Source organism: Nitrososphaera sp. (assembly GCF_037447015.1).
In the GTDB taxonomy this organism is placed as follows: domain Archaea; phylum Thermoproteota; class Nitrososphaeria; order Nitrososphaerales; family Nitrososphaeraceae; genus Nitrososphaera.
Map to the genome: position 1 here is coordinate 1 of NZ_JBBIHK010000044.1, position 14,742 is coordinate 14,742.

At 58.0% G+C, this 14,742-nt stretch carries 23 protein-coding genes and 1 tRNA gene; 9 read left to right on the forward strand and 15 right to left on the reverse strand.

From position 1 onward, the window contains the following. Positions 1–2: 2 nt before the first annotated feature. Positions 3–100, reverse strand: a tRNA-Ser gene (locus WKI84_RS11510). A 92-nt stretch (positions 101–192) separates the two neighbouring features. On the opposite strand from WKI84_RS11510, the gene WKI84_RS11515 reads away from it, so the two are divergent. Then, positions 193–357 carry a hypothetical protein gene (locus WKI84_RS11515; protein WP_337863702.1) on the forward strand — a complete coding sequence of 55 codons (165 nt, stop codon included), beginning with the start codon at positions 193–195 and terminating at the stop codon, positions 355–357. Here the strand turns inward: WKI84_RS11515 and WKI84_RS11520 are convergent. The 14 genes from WKI84_RS11520 to WKI84_RS11585 all read right to left on the reverse strand — a co-directional run bounded on the left by WKI84_RS11520 (position 354) and on the right by WKI84_RS11585 (position 9,699). Further along, entirely contained in the window at positions 354–755 is a 402-nt protein-coding gene (locus WKI84_RS11520) for a hypothetical protein (protein WP_337863703.1), read from the reverse strand. The two genes, WKI84_RS11515 and WKI84_RS11520, sit on opposite strands and share 4 nt — an antisense overlap. Before the next feature lie 107 nt (positions 756–862). Beyond that, on the reverse strand, positions 863–1,960 hold the full coding sequence (locus WKI84_RS11525) for an RNA-guided pseudouridylation complex pseudouridine synthase subunit Cbf5 (RefSeq protein ID WP_337863704.1): 1,098 nt from the start codon (positions 1,958–1,960) through the stop codon (positions 863–865). 10 nt (positions 1,961–1,970) lie between these two features. Further along, on the reverse strand, positions 1,971–2,639 hold the full coding sequence (locus WKI84_RS11530) for a cytidylate kinase family protein (protein ID WP_337863705.1): 669 nt from the start codon (positions 2,637–2,639) through the stop codon (positions 1,971–1,973). Further along, a complete protein-coding gene (locus tag WKI84_RS11535; RefSeq protein WP_337863706.1) occupies positions 2,636–3,268 on the reverse strand; it encodes an EMC3/TMCO1 family protein in 633 nt (210 codons plus the stop codon). The genes WKI84_RS11530 and WKI84_RS11535 overlap by 4 nt, the downstream gene beginning before the upstream one ends. Then, on the reverse strand, positions 3,240–3,938 hold the full coding sequence (locus WKI84_RS11540) for an adenylate kinase (protein ID WP_337863707.1): 699 nt from the start codon (positions 3,936–3,938) through the stop codon (positions 3,240–3,242). The genes WKI84_RS11535 and WKI84_RS11540 overlap by 29 nt, the downstream gene beginning before the upstream one ends. Beyond that, entirely contained in the window at positions 3,925–5,361 is a 1,437-nt protein-coding gene (gene secY, locus WKI84_RS11545) for a preprotein translocase subunit SecY (protein WP_337863708.1), read from the reverse strand. The genes WKI84_RS11540 and secY overlap by 14 nt, the downstream gene beginning before the upstream one ends. Continuing rightward, the gene (locus WKI84_RS11550) at positions 5,342–5,782 is read right to left on the reverse strand and encodes an uL15 family ribosomal protein (RefSeq protein ID WP_337863709.1); all 441 of its coding nucleotides are present in this window, start codon (positions 5,780–5,782) and stop codon (positions 5,342–5,344) included. The genes secY and WKI84_RS11550 overlap by 20 nt, the downstream gene beginning before the upstream one ends. 64 nt (positions 5,783–5,846) lie before the next feature. Beyond that, entirely contained in the window at positions 5,847–6,305 is a 459-nt protein-coding gene (locus tag WKI84_RS11555; RefSeq protein ID WP_337863710.1) for a 50S ribosomal protein L30, read from the reverse strand. A gap of 9 nt (positions 6,306–6,314) precedes the next feature. Then, complete coding sequence (locus WKI84_RS11560) at positions 6,315–6,938, reverse strand: 30S ribosomal protein S5 (protein ID WP_337863711.1); 624 nt, start codon at positions 6,936–6,938, stop codon at positions 6,315–6,317. Then, complete coding sequence (locus WKI84_RS11565; RefSeq protein WP_337863712.1) at positions 6,935–7,690, reverse strand: 50S ribosomal protein L18; 756 nt, start codon at positions 7,688–7,690, stop codon at positions 6,935–6,937. Before WKI84_RS11565 ends, WKI84_RS11560 begins: the two co-directional genes overlap by 4 nt. A gap of 173 nt (positions 7,691–7,863) precedes the next feature. After that, positions 7,864–8,601, reverse strand: coding sequence for a CbtA family protein (locus WKI84_RS11570; protein WP_337863713.1), 738 nt, complete (start codon positions 8,599–8,601; stop codon positions 7,864–7,866). A gap of 2 nt (positions 8,602–8,603) precedes the next feature. After that, positions 8,604–8,867, reverse strand: a complete 264-nt coding sequence (locus WKI84_RS11575) for a hypothetical protein (RefSeq protein WP_337863714.1) — start codon at positions 8,865–8,867, stop codon at positions 8,604–8,606. Then, positions 8,867–9,247 carry a DUF6659 family protein gene (locus WKI84_RS11580; RefSeq protein WP_337863715.1) on the reverse strand — a complete coding sequence of 127 codons (381 nt, stop codon included), beginning with the start codon at positions 9,245–9,247 and terminating at the stop codon, positions 8,867–8,869. The genes WKI84_RS11575 and WKI84_RS11580 overlap by 1 nt, the downstream gene beginning before the upstream one ends. A 98-nt stretch (positions 9,248–9,345) precedes the next feature. Further along, complete coding sequence (locus WKI84_RS11585) at positions 9,346–9,699, reverse strand: hypothetical protein (RefSeq protein ID WP_337863716.1); 354 nt, start codon at positions 9,697–9,699, stop codon at positions 9,346–9,348. 93 nt (positions 9,700–9,792) lie between these two features. Between WKI84_RS11585 and WKI84_RS11590 the strand changes: the two genes are divergently transcribed. The 8 genes from WKI84_RS11590 to WKI84_RS11625 all read left to right on the forward strand — a co-directional run. Further along, positions 9,793–11,133 (forward strand): YcaO-like family protein, encoded by a 1,341-nt coding sequence (locus WKI84_RS11590; protein ID WP_337863717.1) that lies wholly within the window; start codon positions 9,793–9,795, stop codon positions 11,131–11,133. Then, positions 11,115–11,873: a TfuA-like protein gene (locus WKI84_RS11595; protein ID WP_337863718.1), complete on the forward strand. Its 759-nt coding sequence runs from the start codon at positions 11,115–11,117 to the stop codon at positions 11,871–11,873. The genes WKI84_RS11590 and WKI84_RS11595 overlap by 19 nt, the downstream gene beginning before the upstream one ends. A gap of 38 nt (positions 11,874–11,911) precedes the next feature. Further along, on the forward strand, positions 11,912–12,481 hold the full coding sequence (locus WKI84_RS11600; RefSeq protein ID WP_337863719.1) for a cob(I)yrinic acid a,c-diamide adenosyltransferase: 570 nt from the start codon (positions 11,912–11,914) through the stop codon (positions 12,479–12,481). A 58-nt stretch (positions 12,482–12,539) separates the two neighbouring features. Continuing rightward, on the forward strand, positions 12,540–12,728 hold the full coding sequence (locus WKI84_RS11605) for a hypothetical protein (RefSeq protein ID WP_337863720.1): 189 nt from the start codon (positions 12,540–12,542) through the stop codon (positions 12,726–12,728). 17 nt (positions 12,729–12,745) lie between these two features. After that, positions 12,746–12,865: a C2H2-type zinc finger protein gene (locus WKI84_RS11610; RefSeq protein WP_337863721.1), complete on the forward strand. Its 120-nt coding sequence runs from the start codon at positions 12,746–12,748 to the stop codon at positions 12,863–12,865. Continuing rightward, positions 12,859–13,506, forward strand: a complete 648-nt coding sequence (locus tag WKI84_RS11615; RefSeq protein ID WP_337863722.1) for an HD domain-containing protein — start codon at positions 12,859–12,861, stop codon at positions 13,504–13,506. Before WKI84_RS11610 ends, WKI84_RS11615 begins: the two co-directional genes overlap by 7 nt. A gap of 13 nt (positions 13,507–13,519) precedes the next feature. Beyond that, positions 13,520–13,843: a hypothetical protein gene (locus tag WKI84_RS11620; protein ID WP_337863723.1), complete on the forward strand. Its 324-nt coding sequence runs from the start codon at positions 13,520–13,522 to the stop codon at positions 13,841–13,843. Between the two features lie 33 nt (positions 13,844–13,876). Further along, positions 13,877–14,742: TIGR00300 family protein (locus WKI84_RS11625; RefSeq protein WP_337863724.1), on the forward strand; the 866-nt coding region annotated here is incomplete at its 3' end.

Here is a 14,742-nt window from a genome sequence, read left to right on the forward strand (position 1 = left end):
GGCGCCGGGAGAGGGATTTGAACCCTCGGGACCCTTACGGGTCACAAGCTGGCTGGGATTTTTTCCAGGCTTGCGCCCTACCGGGCTAGGCGACCCCGGCAGCCGCTAACCGATTCGGCTCGTCACTATATATTTCAATCAAAAGCCGGTGGCAAAGATAAAAATTGAGGCTCGCCGTTCTACACCCTGTTTTTGAGCAACCAACAACAGCAGATATCTGACAACTGCAAGGGCGGAAACCATGTCGAGTGCAGCGACTGCATGTGCAGGTGCCACGTGCCCGGCACGATGGAGAACCTTGCCCGCAATATTGCCAAGCTGGATCGCAAGCGCCCCGGCATCGGCGAGACCATCTAGACCCTACCGGCAGTAGTAGTAGCAGCAGCCCTGCCGCGTAGCCTTGGCAGAATCTCGCCCAGAATTATGCGTTCATGGTCGGCCCGAATGTCGAACGAGAGCATCAGTATGCTCCCGCCCGCCAGGGGTATCGTCGCGCGCTTGACCTTCTCGTACTGTGTAAAGGCATAGACCACCCTGCCCAGCTTGCCTTCCAGAGTGGCCCGCGTGCCCATCCGCAGTATGGACTGTATCGCCGACAGCTCGGACTCTTCCTTTGTCAGCAGCGGCTTCTTCTTCAAGTCCGGCCGGTATTCTGCGGCAACCAGCCGGCCAATCCTGTCTGCGACACCTGCAAACCTGATGCCTGCGTCGAGGCAGAGTATTTCCCTGCAAAAAGCAGGTGTGGGCGCAGGCATCCTAAAAAAGAGAGATAGCACATGTATATAAGAACCGGGTCACTCTTGCAGTGAGGTCCTGCGCAATGGAAAGCGCCTGCTCGCCAACCCATAGGCAGGCCACTAAGCTAAAAATCGTCGTCGCTTTCCAGTTTCGACAGGTCTATCTCGCTTGTTGTAGCAGCAGTAGCAGTAGCAGCAGCGGGCGCGGTCGCCTGCTCCCCCTTTGATCTCCACGCCTTCGGGTAGGTCTCGGGCTTCATTATGAGGCGCTTCATCACAAACGCCACGCCCCTGGCGCTCTCTTTTATCTGTTCCATAGTCATGGCCGCCTCTGCAAGCCCGATTATCTCGCCTTTGAGCGTATAAACGCCGACAAGCTCGCCCACCCGCAGGTCCGCCGGGACGGCTATCACGCCGGGGACTGCAAGCGGCGCGCCGTGGCACAGCGCGTCGACTGCCGTGTCGCGCACGGTGATGCCCCTTATCCCCTCCAGGCAGCGCTCTATAGGGATCACGAGCCGGCGCAGCTTTTCCTCGTCGCCGGTTTCCTTGAAACGCTGGTAGGCGTCTGCCAGGTCGTGCAGGCGCACCAGCCCGCCGCCGACGTCCTTGTCCCCCTCGCGCAGGTTGCTCACCTGCGTCCTGCGAAGCTCCACCATGGTTGCGCCCGGCGACAGGACCTCGCCGATGTCGTAGATTATCTTGCGTATGTACGTGCCTGCCTGGCACAGGATGCGCATGAGCACCAGCCGGTCATAGTCTTCTATGTAGTCGAACTCGTAGACGGTCCTGACGCGGGTGACGCGCTTGACCGACGAGCGCTGCGGCGGCCGCTGGTATATCTCGCCGGTGAACTCGCTCATCACTTTTTTGACCCTCTCGGCGGGCACGTGGGCGTGCAGGCGCGCAAGGGCATAGTACTCTTTGGGCCCAAGCAGCAGGACGCCAAGCGCCTTGGTCCCTTCGCCAAGCCCTATCGGCAAAAGCCCGGTGGCGCCCGGGTCAAGGGTGCCCGAGTGGCCGGCCTTTTCTATCTCCAGTATGCGCTTGACCCAGGCCACCACCTCGTGGCTTGTAGGGCCCGCCGGCTTGTCCACAAGGACGAGGCCGTAATCCAAAAGCTCCTTCACCGGCCTCCTGTCAGGGTAGTGGCCGTACCTGTCGTCTGTCACGTCGTCGTCTACGTTGACGAGGTTCTCTAGCTGCGGTAGCGAAAATGGCACTGTGAAACCATCACCACCCTGCGGCGTGGCGCCTTACGATGAGCTTGGATATTTCGACCAGGTCGTCAAGCCCGAGCCTGTCCGTGTTGAGGGCATAATCAAACACTGACAGGTCCTCGCCAAAGTTAAAGTTGTACAGCTTGCGGTAGATCTTGGTGTTCTCCTCGTCGCGCATGCGCACTATCTCTTCGGCCTTTGCGACGGTTATCCCGTCGCGGTTTGCCATGCGCCTTGCCCTGTTGGCCCGGGAGCCCTTGAGCCAGAATTTTATAATTTTCTCGCTATCGCCACCATCATAATCGCCGCCGTCATTGCCGCCGCCCACGAGCCACGGGAGCGTATAGCTGGTGATGACTGCACCCTCGCTCTTTAGGATCTCGGCAAGCTTGGCGTCCACCTTTTTGTCAAAGCTCGGGTCCTTCTTGCGCTCCTCCATGAACTTTTTGGCTTCAGGCGTGTCCCACCAGTCGCTCTTGGACGCGTCGGTGGAATATCCCCTCTCTGCGGCGAGCATCTTCAGTATGTCGCCCCCGTTGTAGTGCGACAGGCCGAACTCTCTGGCAAGCTCGCTTGCTATTGTGGTCTTGCCCACAGCCGGCCAGCCGGAGATGATGACGCTGAACCTGCGCCCTTTGCCGGTATTGTTTTTGCTTTTGCTGTTGCTGTTCTTTTTGCTCATATGCCCGTAGCCATACCGGTTTTTGTTACCTTTGCAATAATTCCGCTGAAAGCAAACGAGGTGAGCAGGAACCAGCCCCACAGGTATACCTCGCCGGGAACCACGCACGGCCCCTTGGGGTTGCCCTGATCATCTATCTGGCTGTGCTTGGCCACGTCGTCGTCGCTGCACGTGATGAACGGCAGGTAGATAGGCGATATGTTGACGACCTGTCCGAATATCGCCGGAAAGACGAATATCCATATCAGGAACGAGGGTATCATGTAGATGAACATCGGGCGCATCTGCTGCTGCTGGACTTCGAGCGCCATCTTGTTGATGTATGCCTGCTTTTTCTTTAGCTCCTCGACTTTTTCCTTGTCGCCCTTTTTCACCGCGTCGGTGTATGCCTTGCGCCACTCGTTCGTCTCCTTCATTATCCTGTTGGTGCGGTCAATGTCCGTGGTCTTTTTGCGCAGCATCGCAAACGCAAAGCTCATGCCCACAGAGATCAGGAGCGCAACTATGGTGGCCGAGAGCATGTCTGGGAATATAGGGTGGCGCGTATACTGCGGGCTAAAGAACTGCAATATTATCGAGTCGTAGTCGATCATCGCCATGTTACTTGGAACCACCACCGCCATCGCCATTGCCTGTTTTTGTTGCTGCTGCCGCTGTTGCTGTTGCTGCTGTTTTTGCTGACGTATTATTATGGGCAGCGGCAGTAGTAGTGGTATCGAGTATCCTGACGATGCCCATGGCCGCGTCGTCCATGCTGCCCGTATCGTTTCGGACTATGGCAAAGGGCGCGCCTGTTATGACAGAGCAGGATGCAAGCATCATCTTGGATATCTCTAGCTGCTCCTTTATAACTTCAGGTTCTGCCGCGTCGCGCTGGCGCGAAGGATCGTTCTTTCTGCGCTCAGCGATCTCCTCCGGCCTCGCCGTGACCATTATCAGGTTGGTCGGGTTCATGAGCGTTGCCAGCCTCATCGGGAGCCCGGGATAATAGCCCTCGCGGGTGCTGATAAAGAGGTGGGTGTCCACTATCACTATCCCGTCGCGCATCTCTGCTATGCGCCTGGCGGCCATCTCTTGCAGCCCGCCCTGCTGGTCGACAGGCAGCCGGCGCATCTCGTCCCGGTTTTTCACGCCCAGCTTTTGCTGGGCCTCCTCGAACATGAGCGTGCCGTAGGTTACGATAGCAGTCTTTAGCTGCCTTTCAGTCGACAGGAGCTCGGCCGCGCGGGTGATCACGGTGGTCTTACCCACGCCGGGTATGCCGACAATGATTGCGCGCTTGATGTTATTTTCTGCCAAGGAGAGCCGCCAGTTTGGGCATGTAGGTGTCGACCTGCTCTTTGACAAGCGTCTGGTAGTAGCTGACCATGATATTGACCATCAGCAATATGCCCGTCCCCGAGCCAAACACGCCCAGCAGGTCCGACAGCGACGCCAGAAGGCCGATTATCACACCGCTGACTATGGTGAGCGCAGGGATGTAACGGTTCAGCAGCCCCTCCACAGAGCCTTCCGACCGCCTGAAACCCGGCACCTGGACGTCTGCGTCGAGCAGGTTCCGGGCCGCCGTCTTGGCAGAGAGCCCGCCAAGCTCCACCCACAGCCTCGAAAAGACCGTGACTATGGCAGTAAAGAATATGACATAGATGACGGCCCTCGCGGGGTCCTGGACGACGTGGTCGATGGTTCTTGGAGAGGTGATGTAGTAGAGTATGCCACCTGTAGGCGTCTGGGAGCTTTTCTGGTCGAACTGGGCTATCCAGTTGAAGAACGGGTTTGTGTTGTTAGGGTTATAGTTTGCCCACATCATCTGGCCCATGAACACGGCGTTTGCGATGAGCGCCGACGCCAGGATCACGGGTATGACTGACGTGTACAGCAGCTTGATGGGGTACACGGCGGTAAAGCCCCTGTACTTGGTTGACACGATGGGAATGTCGACGTGTATCCCCTCGATATACACGAGCACGAGTATGACTCCTATCGTGAGCGAAAGCGCAAATATGCTAGGAAGCTGGCCGCCAGAGCGGAAGAACGCGTCGCCAAAGTGGCCATCCAGCCCCACCTGCACAGAGTACAGGGCGATGCCGACAGAGCCTCCGTCGCCGGCCGGCAGCGGTGAAAACACGCTCCACAGTATAGTCTGGGCGATGCCGGCCATGATGAACAGCGACAGCCCGGAGCCAATGCCCCACCCCTTCTGGACCAGCTCGTCCATGAGCATGACCAGAAACGACGCAAAGATCAGCTGCATCACGACTGCTGCTATCACCTGCGGGCCGTCTACCAGCGGGCCGTACACTGCGACGCCGTACAGAGCGCCTTCTGCGACAATGACTATGATTGTGACTATTTTGGTTGCAGACGTAAAGAGCGACCTGTCGTCAGGGTTCTTGAAGTCCAGGCGTATCAGGTCTGAGCCCTTGAGCAGCTGCATGAGCAACCCTGCCGTGACTATGGGCCCGATGCCAAGCTCCATGAGCGTTCCCTGTTGCGCCGCAAAAATTACGCGGGCAAACGCAAGGAAGTCAAAGCGGGGGTCTTCAGTCACGCCGTAGAGCGGGATCTGGCCCATCACCAAGTATGCCAGGAGCGCGATGCCGGTCCAGACAAACTTTTCAGTGAGCGAGATCTTTTTCTTTGGCTTTGGGACCTGGGGGACGTAGGCAGACGCGGACCTTATGATGCGCCTGAGGCCGCTCTCATTCTGCGTCGTGCTCATCCGAAATAACCTCGCCGCCTGCCGCCTCGATCTTTGCCTTGGCCTTCTCGGAGACCTTGGCTACCTTTATAGTGTAAGCGCCGCCGATCTTGCCGCCGCCCAAGAGCTTGTCGTAGCCGAGCGAGGTCAGGTCCAGGACAACCTTGCCAGACGACGCGTCGGCCTTGCCGTGCTTTGCAAATACGGCGTCCAGGTCGCGCACGTTAACCCACCTGTTCACAAGGTTGCGGTTGAACGAGTTGAACGCGTCGTGCCCAAAGTGGTCGGGTTCTTCGATTACCGTCCTGACGAAAAAGTGCTTGTGCTTGCCAGCGCCGCCGATGCCCCCCCTGCTGCCGGCCTGCCTGTGCTGGCCGATCTGGCCCCAGCCGCAGTACCTGCTGCCTCTCTGTCTCCTGCTCTTTCTAAATCTGGTAGCCATTAATTTTTTCACCTTTATACTGGAATTGGTTCAAGTTCTCTATTCACCTTAATTAAGTCTTTACCTAGATCATCCTCTTGACGATCTCGACGAGCTCCTTGTCGTCGCCAAGCACCCCGGCCTGCGAGTACTGCTGCTTTGTCTTTCTCTTGAATCCGCCCTTTGGTGGCGAGAGCGCAAACCACGGCTTGATGCCCTCTATCTTGGACATGGCCACCTTGTTCTCCGCTATTGCAGCGGCCAGGTCGTCGATGCTCTTGAACTCCTTTGGCAGGTCGGCCTTGGTCAGCGGCTTGTAGCCGTCCTTGCGGCCCCTCTTTTCCAAGAGCTCCTTTACTATGCCGGCGTCGGCCTTTGTCCAGGCCACGACCTCCTTTACCTTCTTGAGCATGCCAAGCGATTCGGCAGTCTCGGGCACCAGCGTGGCGCGGAAGCGCCTGTCAAGGTTCAGGTTGTCAAGCGTAGTCCTTGCCCACGACGGGATGTTCACGGTCCCTTTGATTCTAACAACGAGGTATGCCATTTTCTATCATCAACCCACGCTGTACGTGCTTCTCAGCGCGTCAAATATCGCCTTTGTAGTCGACGACATGGTGCTGGTCGAGCCAAACGTCTTTGTCCAGGCGTCCTTCAGCCCTGCCAGCTTCAGCAGGTTGCGGATGTTCTCGCCCGCCACGAGGCCGAGGCCCCTAGGACCCGGGATTATCTCTATCGTGACGCTCCCACCCTTGCCGCTCACCTTAAACGGCACAGAGTGGAGCTGGCTGCACCGGCACTCCCAGCTGCCGCATCCAAGTTTTACAGGGATGACATTGAGGTAGGCTGCGTTGGTGGCCTTGTCTATTGCAGAGCGCATCTGGGCGGCCTTGCCCTTGCCGATCCCGAACCAGCCGGCCTCGTTGCCCACCGCCACGAGGGCGTTGAACCGGGTCATTTCGCCGGCGTCCGTCTGTTTCTGGACGATGCCGACGTGCACCACCTGACTCTTGATGTCCGGCAGGAGGTGCTTTACTATTTCAGACTCCTGGATCCTCAGGCCGTTCTCGTATATCTGGTCCATCGACGTTATCTTGCCTGCGAGCACCTGCTGTCCAAGCGTGGTGCGCGGCTTCCATTCTACCTGCTGTTCTTGCTTTGACCCATAATAGCGACTCATTTCTTGTTCTTGACTCCTTTCTGGTTATTGCTGCTATTACCTTCTTCTTTGCTGCCAGACTCTTTCTTGGCAGCGGCCTTTTCTTTCTTTTCTTTTGGTGCTGCTCCCTCTTTTGCCTGCTTGCCGCCACCGCCCTCAGCCGCCTCCTTTTTCTTTGGAGCAGCAGCGATAGCCGCTGGCGCGGCCTTGCCCGAGATCTTGAACCGCACCTCTTCAAAGTGCGCCGGATAGTCTTCCGGCTTTAGGCCGTTTTTCAAGAGCGCGGAAAAGCGAGAGCTGTACTCGTCCTGGTCTTCTGTTTTGAGCGTGCTGGCATAGTCTGCGATGTGCTGGCCGGAAATCCTGTCCGAGTCTGGGAAGGACTCGTCAGACATCGGTATGTTGACGCCAGAGTCGGCGACGCCCTTGACGCACGCTGCGACCCGGGCGGTAAAGTGGTCTTTGCCGATGTAGAGGATTGCCTTGCTTGTGCCCTTCTCAAGCGCCTTTTTGCCCAGAAGCAGGCCCGTCAGGTAGCACGCAGGCAGGCTGTTTGTGGAGCCTTTCCACCCGTGCTGCTTGGCAAGCTCGCGGCTGTGGGCCGAAGCGATTACCAGGTCGCCCGTCGGCGTCGGCTTTAACATCTGGGCGGCCACGTTCTGGTCGGTGACCTTGACGGTGACAAAAGAGTGCCTGCCGATTATGACTGCGGCCCTCTTGCGATAATTGGTCTTGTCACTCCTGATCCTTTTGAGCGTACGAACAAAAGTCAACTAGCATTATTCACCATTTGTACGATTAGGATGCAACGTTTCTATAGCACTTATAAACGTTAATCGGTGGTTTTTCGCGCCTCTTGGGCTCGGCTTTTACGCTTGCCGCATTGGAAAAAAGCGATGGCGATAATGATTGGCCCCGCCAGGAATACAGAATTAGGATTAGCTTCTCAGCCGGACACGTTCTTCTTTTCCCTCCACTCCAGGAGGGCGCCGGTGGCAATTCCGAGCGTGAACCAGAACGCAGTCATGACGGCCGCGCTTGCAGACCTCCACGCGTTGAGGAGGGGCAGAGGGATAATGTCGGACTGTTGTTGTTGATAATCGGGAAACGCAAAGAACATGGCGGCCATGACGGCCAGGTACGCGCCGGCCGCGCCGAAATACCAGTTGCTTCTTTTCCCCATCCTTGAAAACGCAATGGCAGAGCCCAGGGCCGCGGCGCCTGATAGCGCGGCATACCCCGAAAAGAGTGCCATGTACGCGCCGGCCGCTTCAGGGTCAAAGAGCACGCCGGGCGGGTACGGGTACTTTAGCGCTGGCATCACATAGAGTGCAACCCACGCGGCGACGGCGACTGCAAGGGCTATTTTGAACGCACCTTTCCTTCTGCCGATGTCGCCGGCAGATGCAATGCGCAGGTATATGACGCCGACCAGCGCGCCCGCTGCCAGCCCCATCGCTACCGGAAACGCCATCTGCCAGGCGTAGAGCGACTTGAGCGCGGCCTCAAACTCCTCGTCGCCAAGCTCGCCCTCCGATGCCAGCACGTCAAAGTAAACGTCTGCCATCTGCTCCACGTACGGCCCGACCACGAACAGGTTCATGGCGGCAAGCACGACCCCGGCAAGAAGGCCGGCCCCCGCCGACAGCGCGACGGCCTGCTTTTTTTGCGTGGTGACTGCCACTTTTACAGCTCCTCGTCCAGCTCTCCTATCGCAGTTGCTTTAGAGATCTCGTGCAACCTCATGGTGACGACCCGCCCGTATTCCCTGGCGCTTATGACGCCCTTTTCGTCAAGCATCTCGACAAGCGCCGTGAGCCTTGCGCTCAGCTCTTCAAGCTCGGACAGCTCTTTTCCGGTCACAGTGCGGGACGGGCCCAGGTCTTCGTCTGCCTGCTCCTTCCCTCCCCCTCCTCCCTTTCTCCGGCCACCGCTGCGCCTCTTTGGCATCAGCGCAATAGCTCAAGTATCCTGCTTATTATCCTGTCGTGGGGATGCGAACGGTCTATGGAGATCAGCAAAAGCTCCTCGCCCGGCATCGGGAACGTGGCTATCTTGATCTTTTCCCGCTCCGACATGGCGTATATCGTGGGGCCAAACTCGGCGTCAAACTCACGGCGCATGGCGTTTCGCAGGGCAAATTCCAGGTACAGCCGGTCCATGTCCTTTACCGACTCTAGCGGGCGCAGCCCCTCCCTCATGCCGCCTGCAACCAGCTTGCCCATCTTGTCAATGACGCCGGCAAAGCGCACTGCAGGGTCTATTGCAAAGACCTTGCTGCAAAGCTCTGCCCTGCTGCTGCCATCCTGCTTCTTTTTCCCCGCCGCCATAGGTGCAGGATCGGAGTAACAGAGATTGGTTAATAAAATCTACTACTGCTACTGCCACTATTTTCTCCTCGCCGCCGTCGCAGTCGTCACCATCATCATCACTTTCTCTTGGGGAACTCGCCAAGCTCGGTGCCGGAGCAGCGCTGGCATACCCTGGGCTCGGCCTCTGCCAGGTAGCTGACGTAAAAGCACTTGGCGCACTGCATGCGTGTCATAGGTGCCGCTTCGAGCAGGCCGCCTTCAAGCTGGGACAGCACTCGCATCGACACAAGGTCGTCTATGACAGGCGTCATCAGCCCTGCCAGCTGGCCGGGGTCGTAGTTGCGGTAGCGCAGGTACAGGCTGATCATCTCGCCTGCAATCTCGGCCCTTGCGATCCGCGTCCTGCCCTTGCCGGCCTGGCGGAAAAGGTGGTCACGCAGGTACCATTCTAGCTCTCGTGGCGTGTCCATCTTTGTACGATTTCAAGGCGCAGGTAAATAAACGGTACCAGGCGTTGCCGCTGCGCAAGCTTGATATGAACTTCAGGCAGGCTTGTATTTGGCGTGCAGCTATCACCCATCAGGCTGGAGAGCAGGAAAAAGTGGACGGTAAACGGCACCTCCAGGATAAGGCCGGCGCACGAGACGCTGGAAAAGGTCGTGCCGCTTGCAAAAAAGATAGGGGTGACCAGGCTTGCCGACATAACCGACATGGATGCGCTGCGCATACCAAACTATTCTGCCGTCCTGCCCGGCACCGAGGACTATATCTGGGTCTACAGCGGCAAGGGCCCCACGCGGGAGCACGCAAAGGCAAGCGCGTTGATGGAGAGCATCGAGAGGTACTCGTCGCTGCCGTCCGGTGGCCCGCGCGACATGGTCAGGGCCAGTTTTTCAGAGCTGTCAAAGGGTCATCAGGTGTTGCACCCTGACGAGATAGTAGAGCCGGTGCGATTCGAGTACCGGAACGACATGCTGATGGACTTTATCGCCGGCCACGACATTGCAAACGGCGGCAGGGAGGTCATGGTGCCGGCGTCAATCGCGCTATTCCGCTACAACCCGCCGGCGCCGGCGGTGAACCCGTTCTCTTTTTTCCACACAAACGGCCTTGCGTCTGGCAACGTCATAGAGGAGGCAGTCTGCCACTCGCTCTGCGAGGTGATAGAGCGCGACGCGATGAGCATGGCCGAGCTTCGGGCAAGCGCGATACCGTTCCACGTGCTCCGCATGGTGGCGCACTCGCTCGGCTCCGCCGGCATACCCGTCCGGCCGCTCCAGTCAGACAGGTTCGTCGACGACCCCGGCGTGTTTCCGGACGTTGACATCTCTGACACGGGCTTTGAGCCGGTCGACAGGCTGGTGGCCCGCTTTGAGAAGGCAGGCATCCCGCTCATCATAAAGGACATCACGTCTGACATCGGTGTGCCCACGTTCAACGCAAGCAGCATCGAGTGGGTGACGCACGACTATGGCTACCTTGCAGAGGGCCACGGCACGCACCCCGATGCCAGGATTGCGCTCCTGCGCGCCATCACAGAGGTGTCGCAGACGAGGGCCGCAAACATACAGGGCGCAAGGGACGACCTGCGCAAGATACGCTACGGCGAGAACAACACCGACGACAGGCGGGCTTGGCAGTTCATGCCCTCTTCAAGAAAGATCAGGTTCTCAGAAGTCAAGACCTACTTCCACGAGGACATCCTTGACGACATCAAGTTCATACTGGCAAGGCTAAAGGCGGCAGGGCTTGACAGGGCCATAATCGTCAACCTGACAAACCCGGAGCTGCAGGTTCCGGTGGTGAGGGCCATAGTGCCGGGCCTGGAAACTTTCAAGATAACGAAATCGGTCATGGGTACAAGGGCGAGGGCGTGTTTTGGGCAATGGCATTACCAGAGATAGAACGGCGACAGCAGCAACAGAAGGAGAAAAAGCCGATAATATTCCTCGGCCCGTCGCTGAGCCACGAGAAGGCCCGGGCGATATTTCCCGAGGCAGACTATAGGCCGCCTGCGAAAAAGGGCGACCTGCTGAGGCTTGCAGCCACGCTGACGACGGTCAATGGGCAGACGGTGATGGTCGGGCTTGTGGACGGCGTGTTCCTGCAGGACTACCCTCCCACGCCGATAGAGGTGTACCAGCTGGCAAAAAAAGAGGGCGTGCTCCTTGCCGGCGCGGCAAGCCTTGGCGCGCTGCGCGCAGTAGAGCTTGAAAAATTTGGCATGGTGGGCATCGGCCGCGTCTTTAACCTCTACAAGAGCGGCAGGCTGGACGCAGACGACGAGGTGGCAGTCACGTTTGCCGATGGCGATTTCCGCCTCCAGTCAGAGGCGATGGTCGACATCCGGTACAACCTTTACCTGGCGCGCAAAAAGGGCGCGATAGACGATGCGACAAAGAGGGCGCTTGCAAGGGTCGCCAAGTCAACTTATTTCCCGCACCGCAACTATCCGGACATCGTCGAGCAGGCGCGCCGGAGGCATCCCGAGCTGGAAAAGGGCCTCCAGGCGTTTTCGGCATATATCGCAAAAAACAGAAAGAGCCTGAAGGAGATGGACGCCATAGAGCTGGTAAAGTTCTTCAGGGCGCGCTGGGAGCAACAGTCGAATAGAAAGGGCGAGTATGGCGGCAGCGGTAGCTAGCCTTAATAAATCGCCTGCTGACTCCTCGCTTTGAGGACGTGAAGATATACACAAGGACGGGGGACAGCGGCGAGACCGGCCTCATAGGCGGCAGGCGCGTCAGCAAGGCCGACCCGAGGATAGCCGCCTACGGCGCAGTCGACGAGCTGAACTCTGCAATAGGCATGGCGGTGTGCGCGCTGGACGACGGAAAATTCTCTGACCTGAAGGACGTTTTGACAGGGGTGCAGAGCGACCTTTTTGTTGTAGGCTCCGACCTTGCAGACCCCGACTATCCTGACAGCAAGTATTCCACGCCACGCACCACAAGAGAGATGGCGTCTACACTTGAGCCCATCATAGACAGGTTTGAAGCAGAGCTTGAGCCGATAACGTTTTTCATACTGCCCGGCGGGAGCGCCGAGGCTTGCGCGCTCCACATGTGCAGGAGCATAGGGCGCAGGGCCGAGACGCAGGCAGTCGCCCTGTCAAAGGCAGAGGCGATAAACCCCGCGGTAATAGTCTACCTCAACAGGCTTGCAGACCTGCTCTTTGTTGCGGCGCGGCTTGCAAACAGGCGCCAGGGCGTGCCGGACGTGGCCTGGAAAAAAAGGCGGCAGCAGCAGTAGACTTTTATTCGCTGTAGCCTTTCCGTGTGCATGACAGAGAGAGGGACATGAAACACAGTTGAGCCAGATCCGCAACGTCGTGCTCATAATAGCCATCACGGCAGCGATGGCCCTTGCGACTGTCGCAATTGCGTTTGTCTTTGACCTTGTACCCGGAGTAAAGCAGGCATCAGCCAGGCTTGCAGGCTACTATTATTACCAGCACTACCAGGCGACGACGGCTATGGTTATGCTTAAAGGCCCGTGATGGCAACCGTACGGCGCATGAAAGTCACGTGCCCTTACTGCGGCTCCACCTTTGACGACAAGGAACAGCTGTCAAAGCACATAGACAGGATCCACTCTGGTTCCGGGCTGCTTGAAGGCGACACAACCAAATGGTGAGAGGAAAAAAGAACAAGCTGAAGCGGCAGGCCGCCAAGGATCTCGTCCCCTACCTTGACGCGGCGCTTGCGCTGAAAAAGGTCAAGAGGGCAGGATGGGTCGCCAAGGCAGGCATCGCAGACGCCGAGTCAGTCGCAGACCACACCTTTTCCATGTGCGCGGCCGGCATGGCACTTGCAGACATGATGGGGCTTGACACGGAAAAAGTCCTAAAGATGGTGGTGCTCCACGACCTTGCCGAGTCAGTCGTCGGCGATTACATGCCCGGCCAGGTGGCGGCGAAGGAAAAGGCCGACGCAGAGGACGCGGCAATGAGCAAAATACTTACCTGCCTCCCGGCAGAGGTGCGGGCAGAATACCGGGGGATATGGCAAGAGTTTCTCGCAGGCAGGACCAGGACGGCAAGGTTTGTGCACAGGCTCGACAAGCTCGAGATGGCCCTCCAGGCCGCCAGGTACGCAAAAGAGGGCCACGACGAGAAACTGCTCCAGCAGTTTTTCGACTCTGCAGCCAGGGCAATAGTAGTCACAGGTGACGGCAACAACAGCAGGAAAAAAGGAGAAGAAAAAGAAGAAAGCGACGACCTGCTGCTTGTAGAAATACTAAAGTCTTTAAATCGGGCTCGGCCAGTGAAAAAGTAAGGGAGAGGCACATATGCAGTATTTTACGGCCCTCAAGATGGGAGAAAAGAGGGTCAAGGCGGCGCAGGAGCTTTTGACCAAATACGCAGGCCACGCCATGCCGGCGCTTGCCCTGCGGGACAACAAGAGCAACAACTGGGAGCCGGTCGGCGACGAGAACCTCTACGCCGTCGTGAAGGAGGAGAACGGCTACATGATAGCCCTGTGCGACAGCAAGGGCATCGCCAAGGCGCTTGCGCAGTGGTTCCCAGAAGACGCAAAGAACGAGATAGTAGGCAGGATAAAGGCCGAGCAGAGAATGCAGGAATACACGGGCAAGCTGTCGCTCCCGATATAACTTTATTAGCTGAAAAACCCAAACCGCACTGTCTTGGGCAAGTTTGAGCAAGAGATCGAGGTCAAGGGGCACCTCATCGACTCGATGATACTCACAAGGATATTCGACCACGTCATGGACCTGAAAGGGGATTTCCAGGTCCTGGAGTTTTCAGTCGGCAAGAGGAAAAAGGATCCAAGCCACGCCCGCCTGCTGATAAGGGGCCGCGACCAGAATCACCTGGAGACCCTGCTTGAAGCAGTGTACAGGGAGGGCGCGCAGCCCGTCTCCGTGCAGGAGGCGCAGCTTGTCCCGGCATCTAAAGACTGCGTCATGCCCGACGACTTTTACAGCACCACCAACAACCCAACGCAGGTGTTCTACAGGGGCAAGTGGATAGAAGTCGAAAACATGATGATGGACAAGTGCATCGTCGTCGACACCGGCAAAATGACGGCAGAGTGCAAGATGATCCGCGATGTCAAAAAGGGTGACATGATAGTCGTCGGCGAGCGCGGAGTCAAGATAACGCCGCAGGAGCGCCCACGCGAAGGCGTCGATATTTTCCAGTTCATGTCCAGCAGCTCCTCAAGCGAGCGCCCAACGCAGCACATCGCCCGCAAGGTGGCAAGCGACATCTATAACACGAAAAAAGAGGGCGGCAAGATAATCGTGGTGTCCGGGCCGGTGCTGGTGCACTCGGGCGCGTCGGAGGCGCTTGCCCGCCTGATAAGGATGGGCTACATCGACGGGCTGCTTGCGGGCAACGCGATAGCTGTCCACGACGTCGAAAACGCGCTGCTTGGCACCTCGCTCGGGATGCACGTCAAGGACGGCACGCTGGCAGTCAGGGGCCACCGCAACCACATGCAGGCGATAAACGAGGTGTTCAAGGCAGGCGGCCTGAAGGCGATGGTCGA

What these genes read in the sequence shown, in the direction of transcription:
- WKI84_RS11520 (WP_337863703.1), bottom strand. Translation starts at nt 755, where the DNA reads ATGCCTGCGCCCACACCTGCTTTTTGCAGGGAAATACTCTGCCTCGAC.
- WKI84_RS11530 (WP_337863705.1), bottom strand. Translation starts at nt 2,639, where the DNA reads ATGAGCAAAAAGAACAGCAACAGCAAAAGCAAAAACAATACCGGCAAA.
- WKI84_RS11535 (WP_337863706.1), bottom strand. Translation starts at nt 3,268, where the DNA reads ATGGCGATGGCGGTGGTGGTTCCAAGTAACATGGCGATGATCGACTAC.
- secY (WP_337863708.1), bottom strand. Translation starts at nt 5,361, where the DNA reads ATGAGCACGACGCAGAATGAGAGCGGCCTCAGGCGCATCATAAGGTCC.
- WKI84_RS11550 (WP_337863709.1), bottom strand. Translation starts at nt 5,782, where the DNA reads ATGGCTACCAGATTTAGAAAGAGCAGGAGACAGAGAGGCAGCAGGTAC.
- WKI84_RS11555 (WP_337863710.1), bottom strand. Translation starts at nt 6,305, where the DNA reads ATGGCATACCTCGTTGTTAGAATCAAAGGGACCGTGAACATCCCGTCG.
- WKI84_RS11560 (WP_337863711.1), bottom strand. Translation starts at nt 6,938, where the DNA reads ATGAGTCGCTATTATGGGTCAAAGCAAGAACAGCAGGTAGAATGGAAG.
- WKI84_RS11575 (WP_337863714.1), bottom strand. Translation starts at nt 8,867, where the DNA reads ATGCCAAAGAGGCGCAGCGGTGGCCGGAGAAAGGGAGGAGGGGGAGGG.
- WKI84_RS11580 (WP_337863715.1), bottom strand. Translation starts at nt 9,247, where the DNA reads ATGGCGGCGGGGAAAAAGAAGCAGGATGGCAGCAGCAGGGCAGAGCTT.
- WKI84_RS11585 (WP_337863716.1), bottom strand. Translation starts at nt 9,699, where the DNA reads ATGGACACGCCACGAGAGCTAGAATGGTACCTGCGTGACCACCTTTTC.
- WKI84_RS11595 (WP_337863718.1), top strand. Translation starts at nt 11,115, where the DNA reads ATGGCATTACCAGAGATAGAACGGCGACAGCAGCAACAGAAGGAGAAA.
- WKI84_RS11610 (WP_337863721.1), top strand. Translation starts at nt 12,746, where the DNA reads ATGAAAGTCACGTGCCCTTACTGCGGCTCCACCTTTGACGACAAGGAA.
- WKI84_RS11615 (WP_337863722.1), top strand. Translation starts at nt 12,859, where the DNA reads ATGGTGAGAGGAAAAAAGAACAAGCTGAAGCGGCAGGCCGCCAAGGAT.
- WKI84_RS11620 (WP_337863723.1), top strand. Translation starts at nt 13,520, where the DNA reads ATGCAGTATTTTACGGCCCTCAAGATGGGAGAAAAGAGGGTCAAGGCG.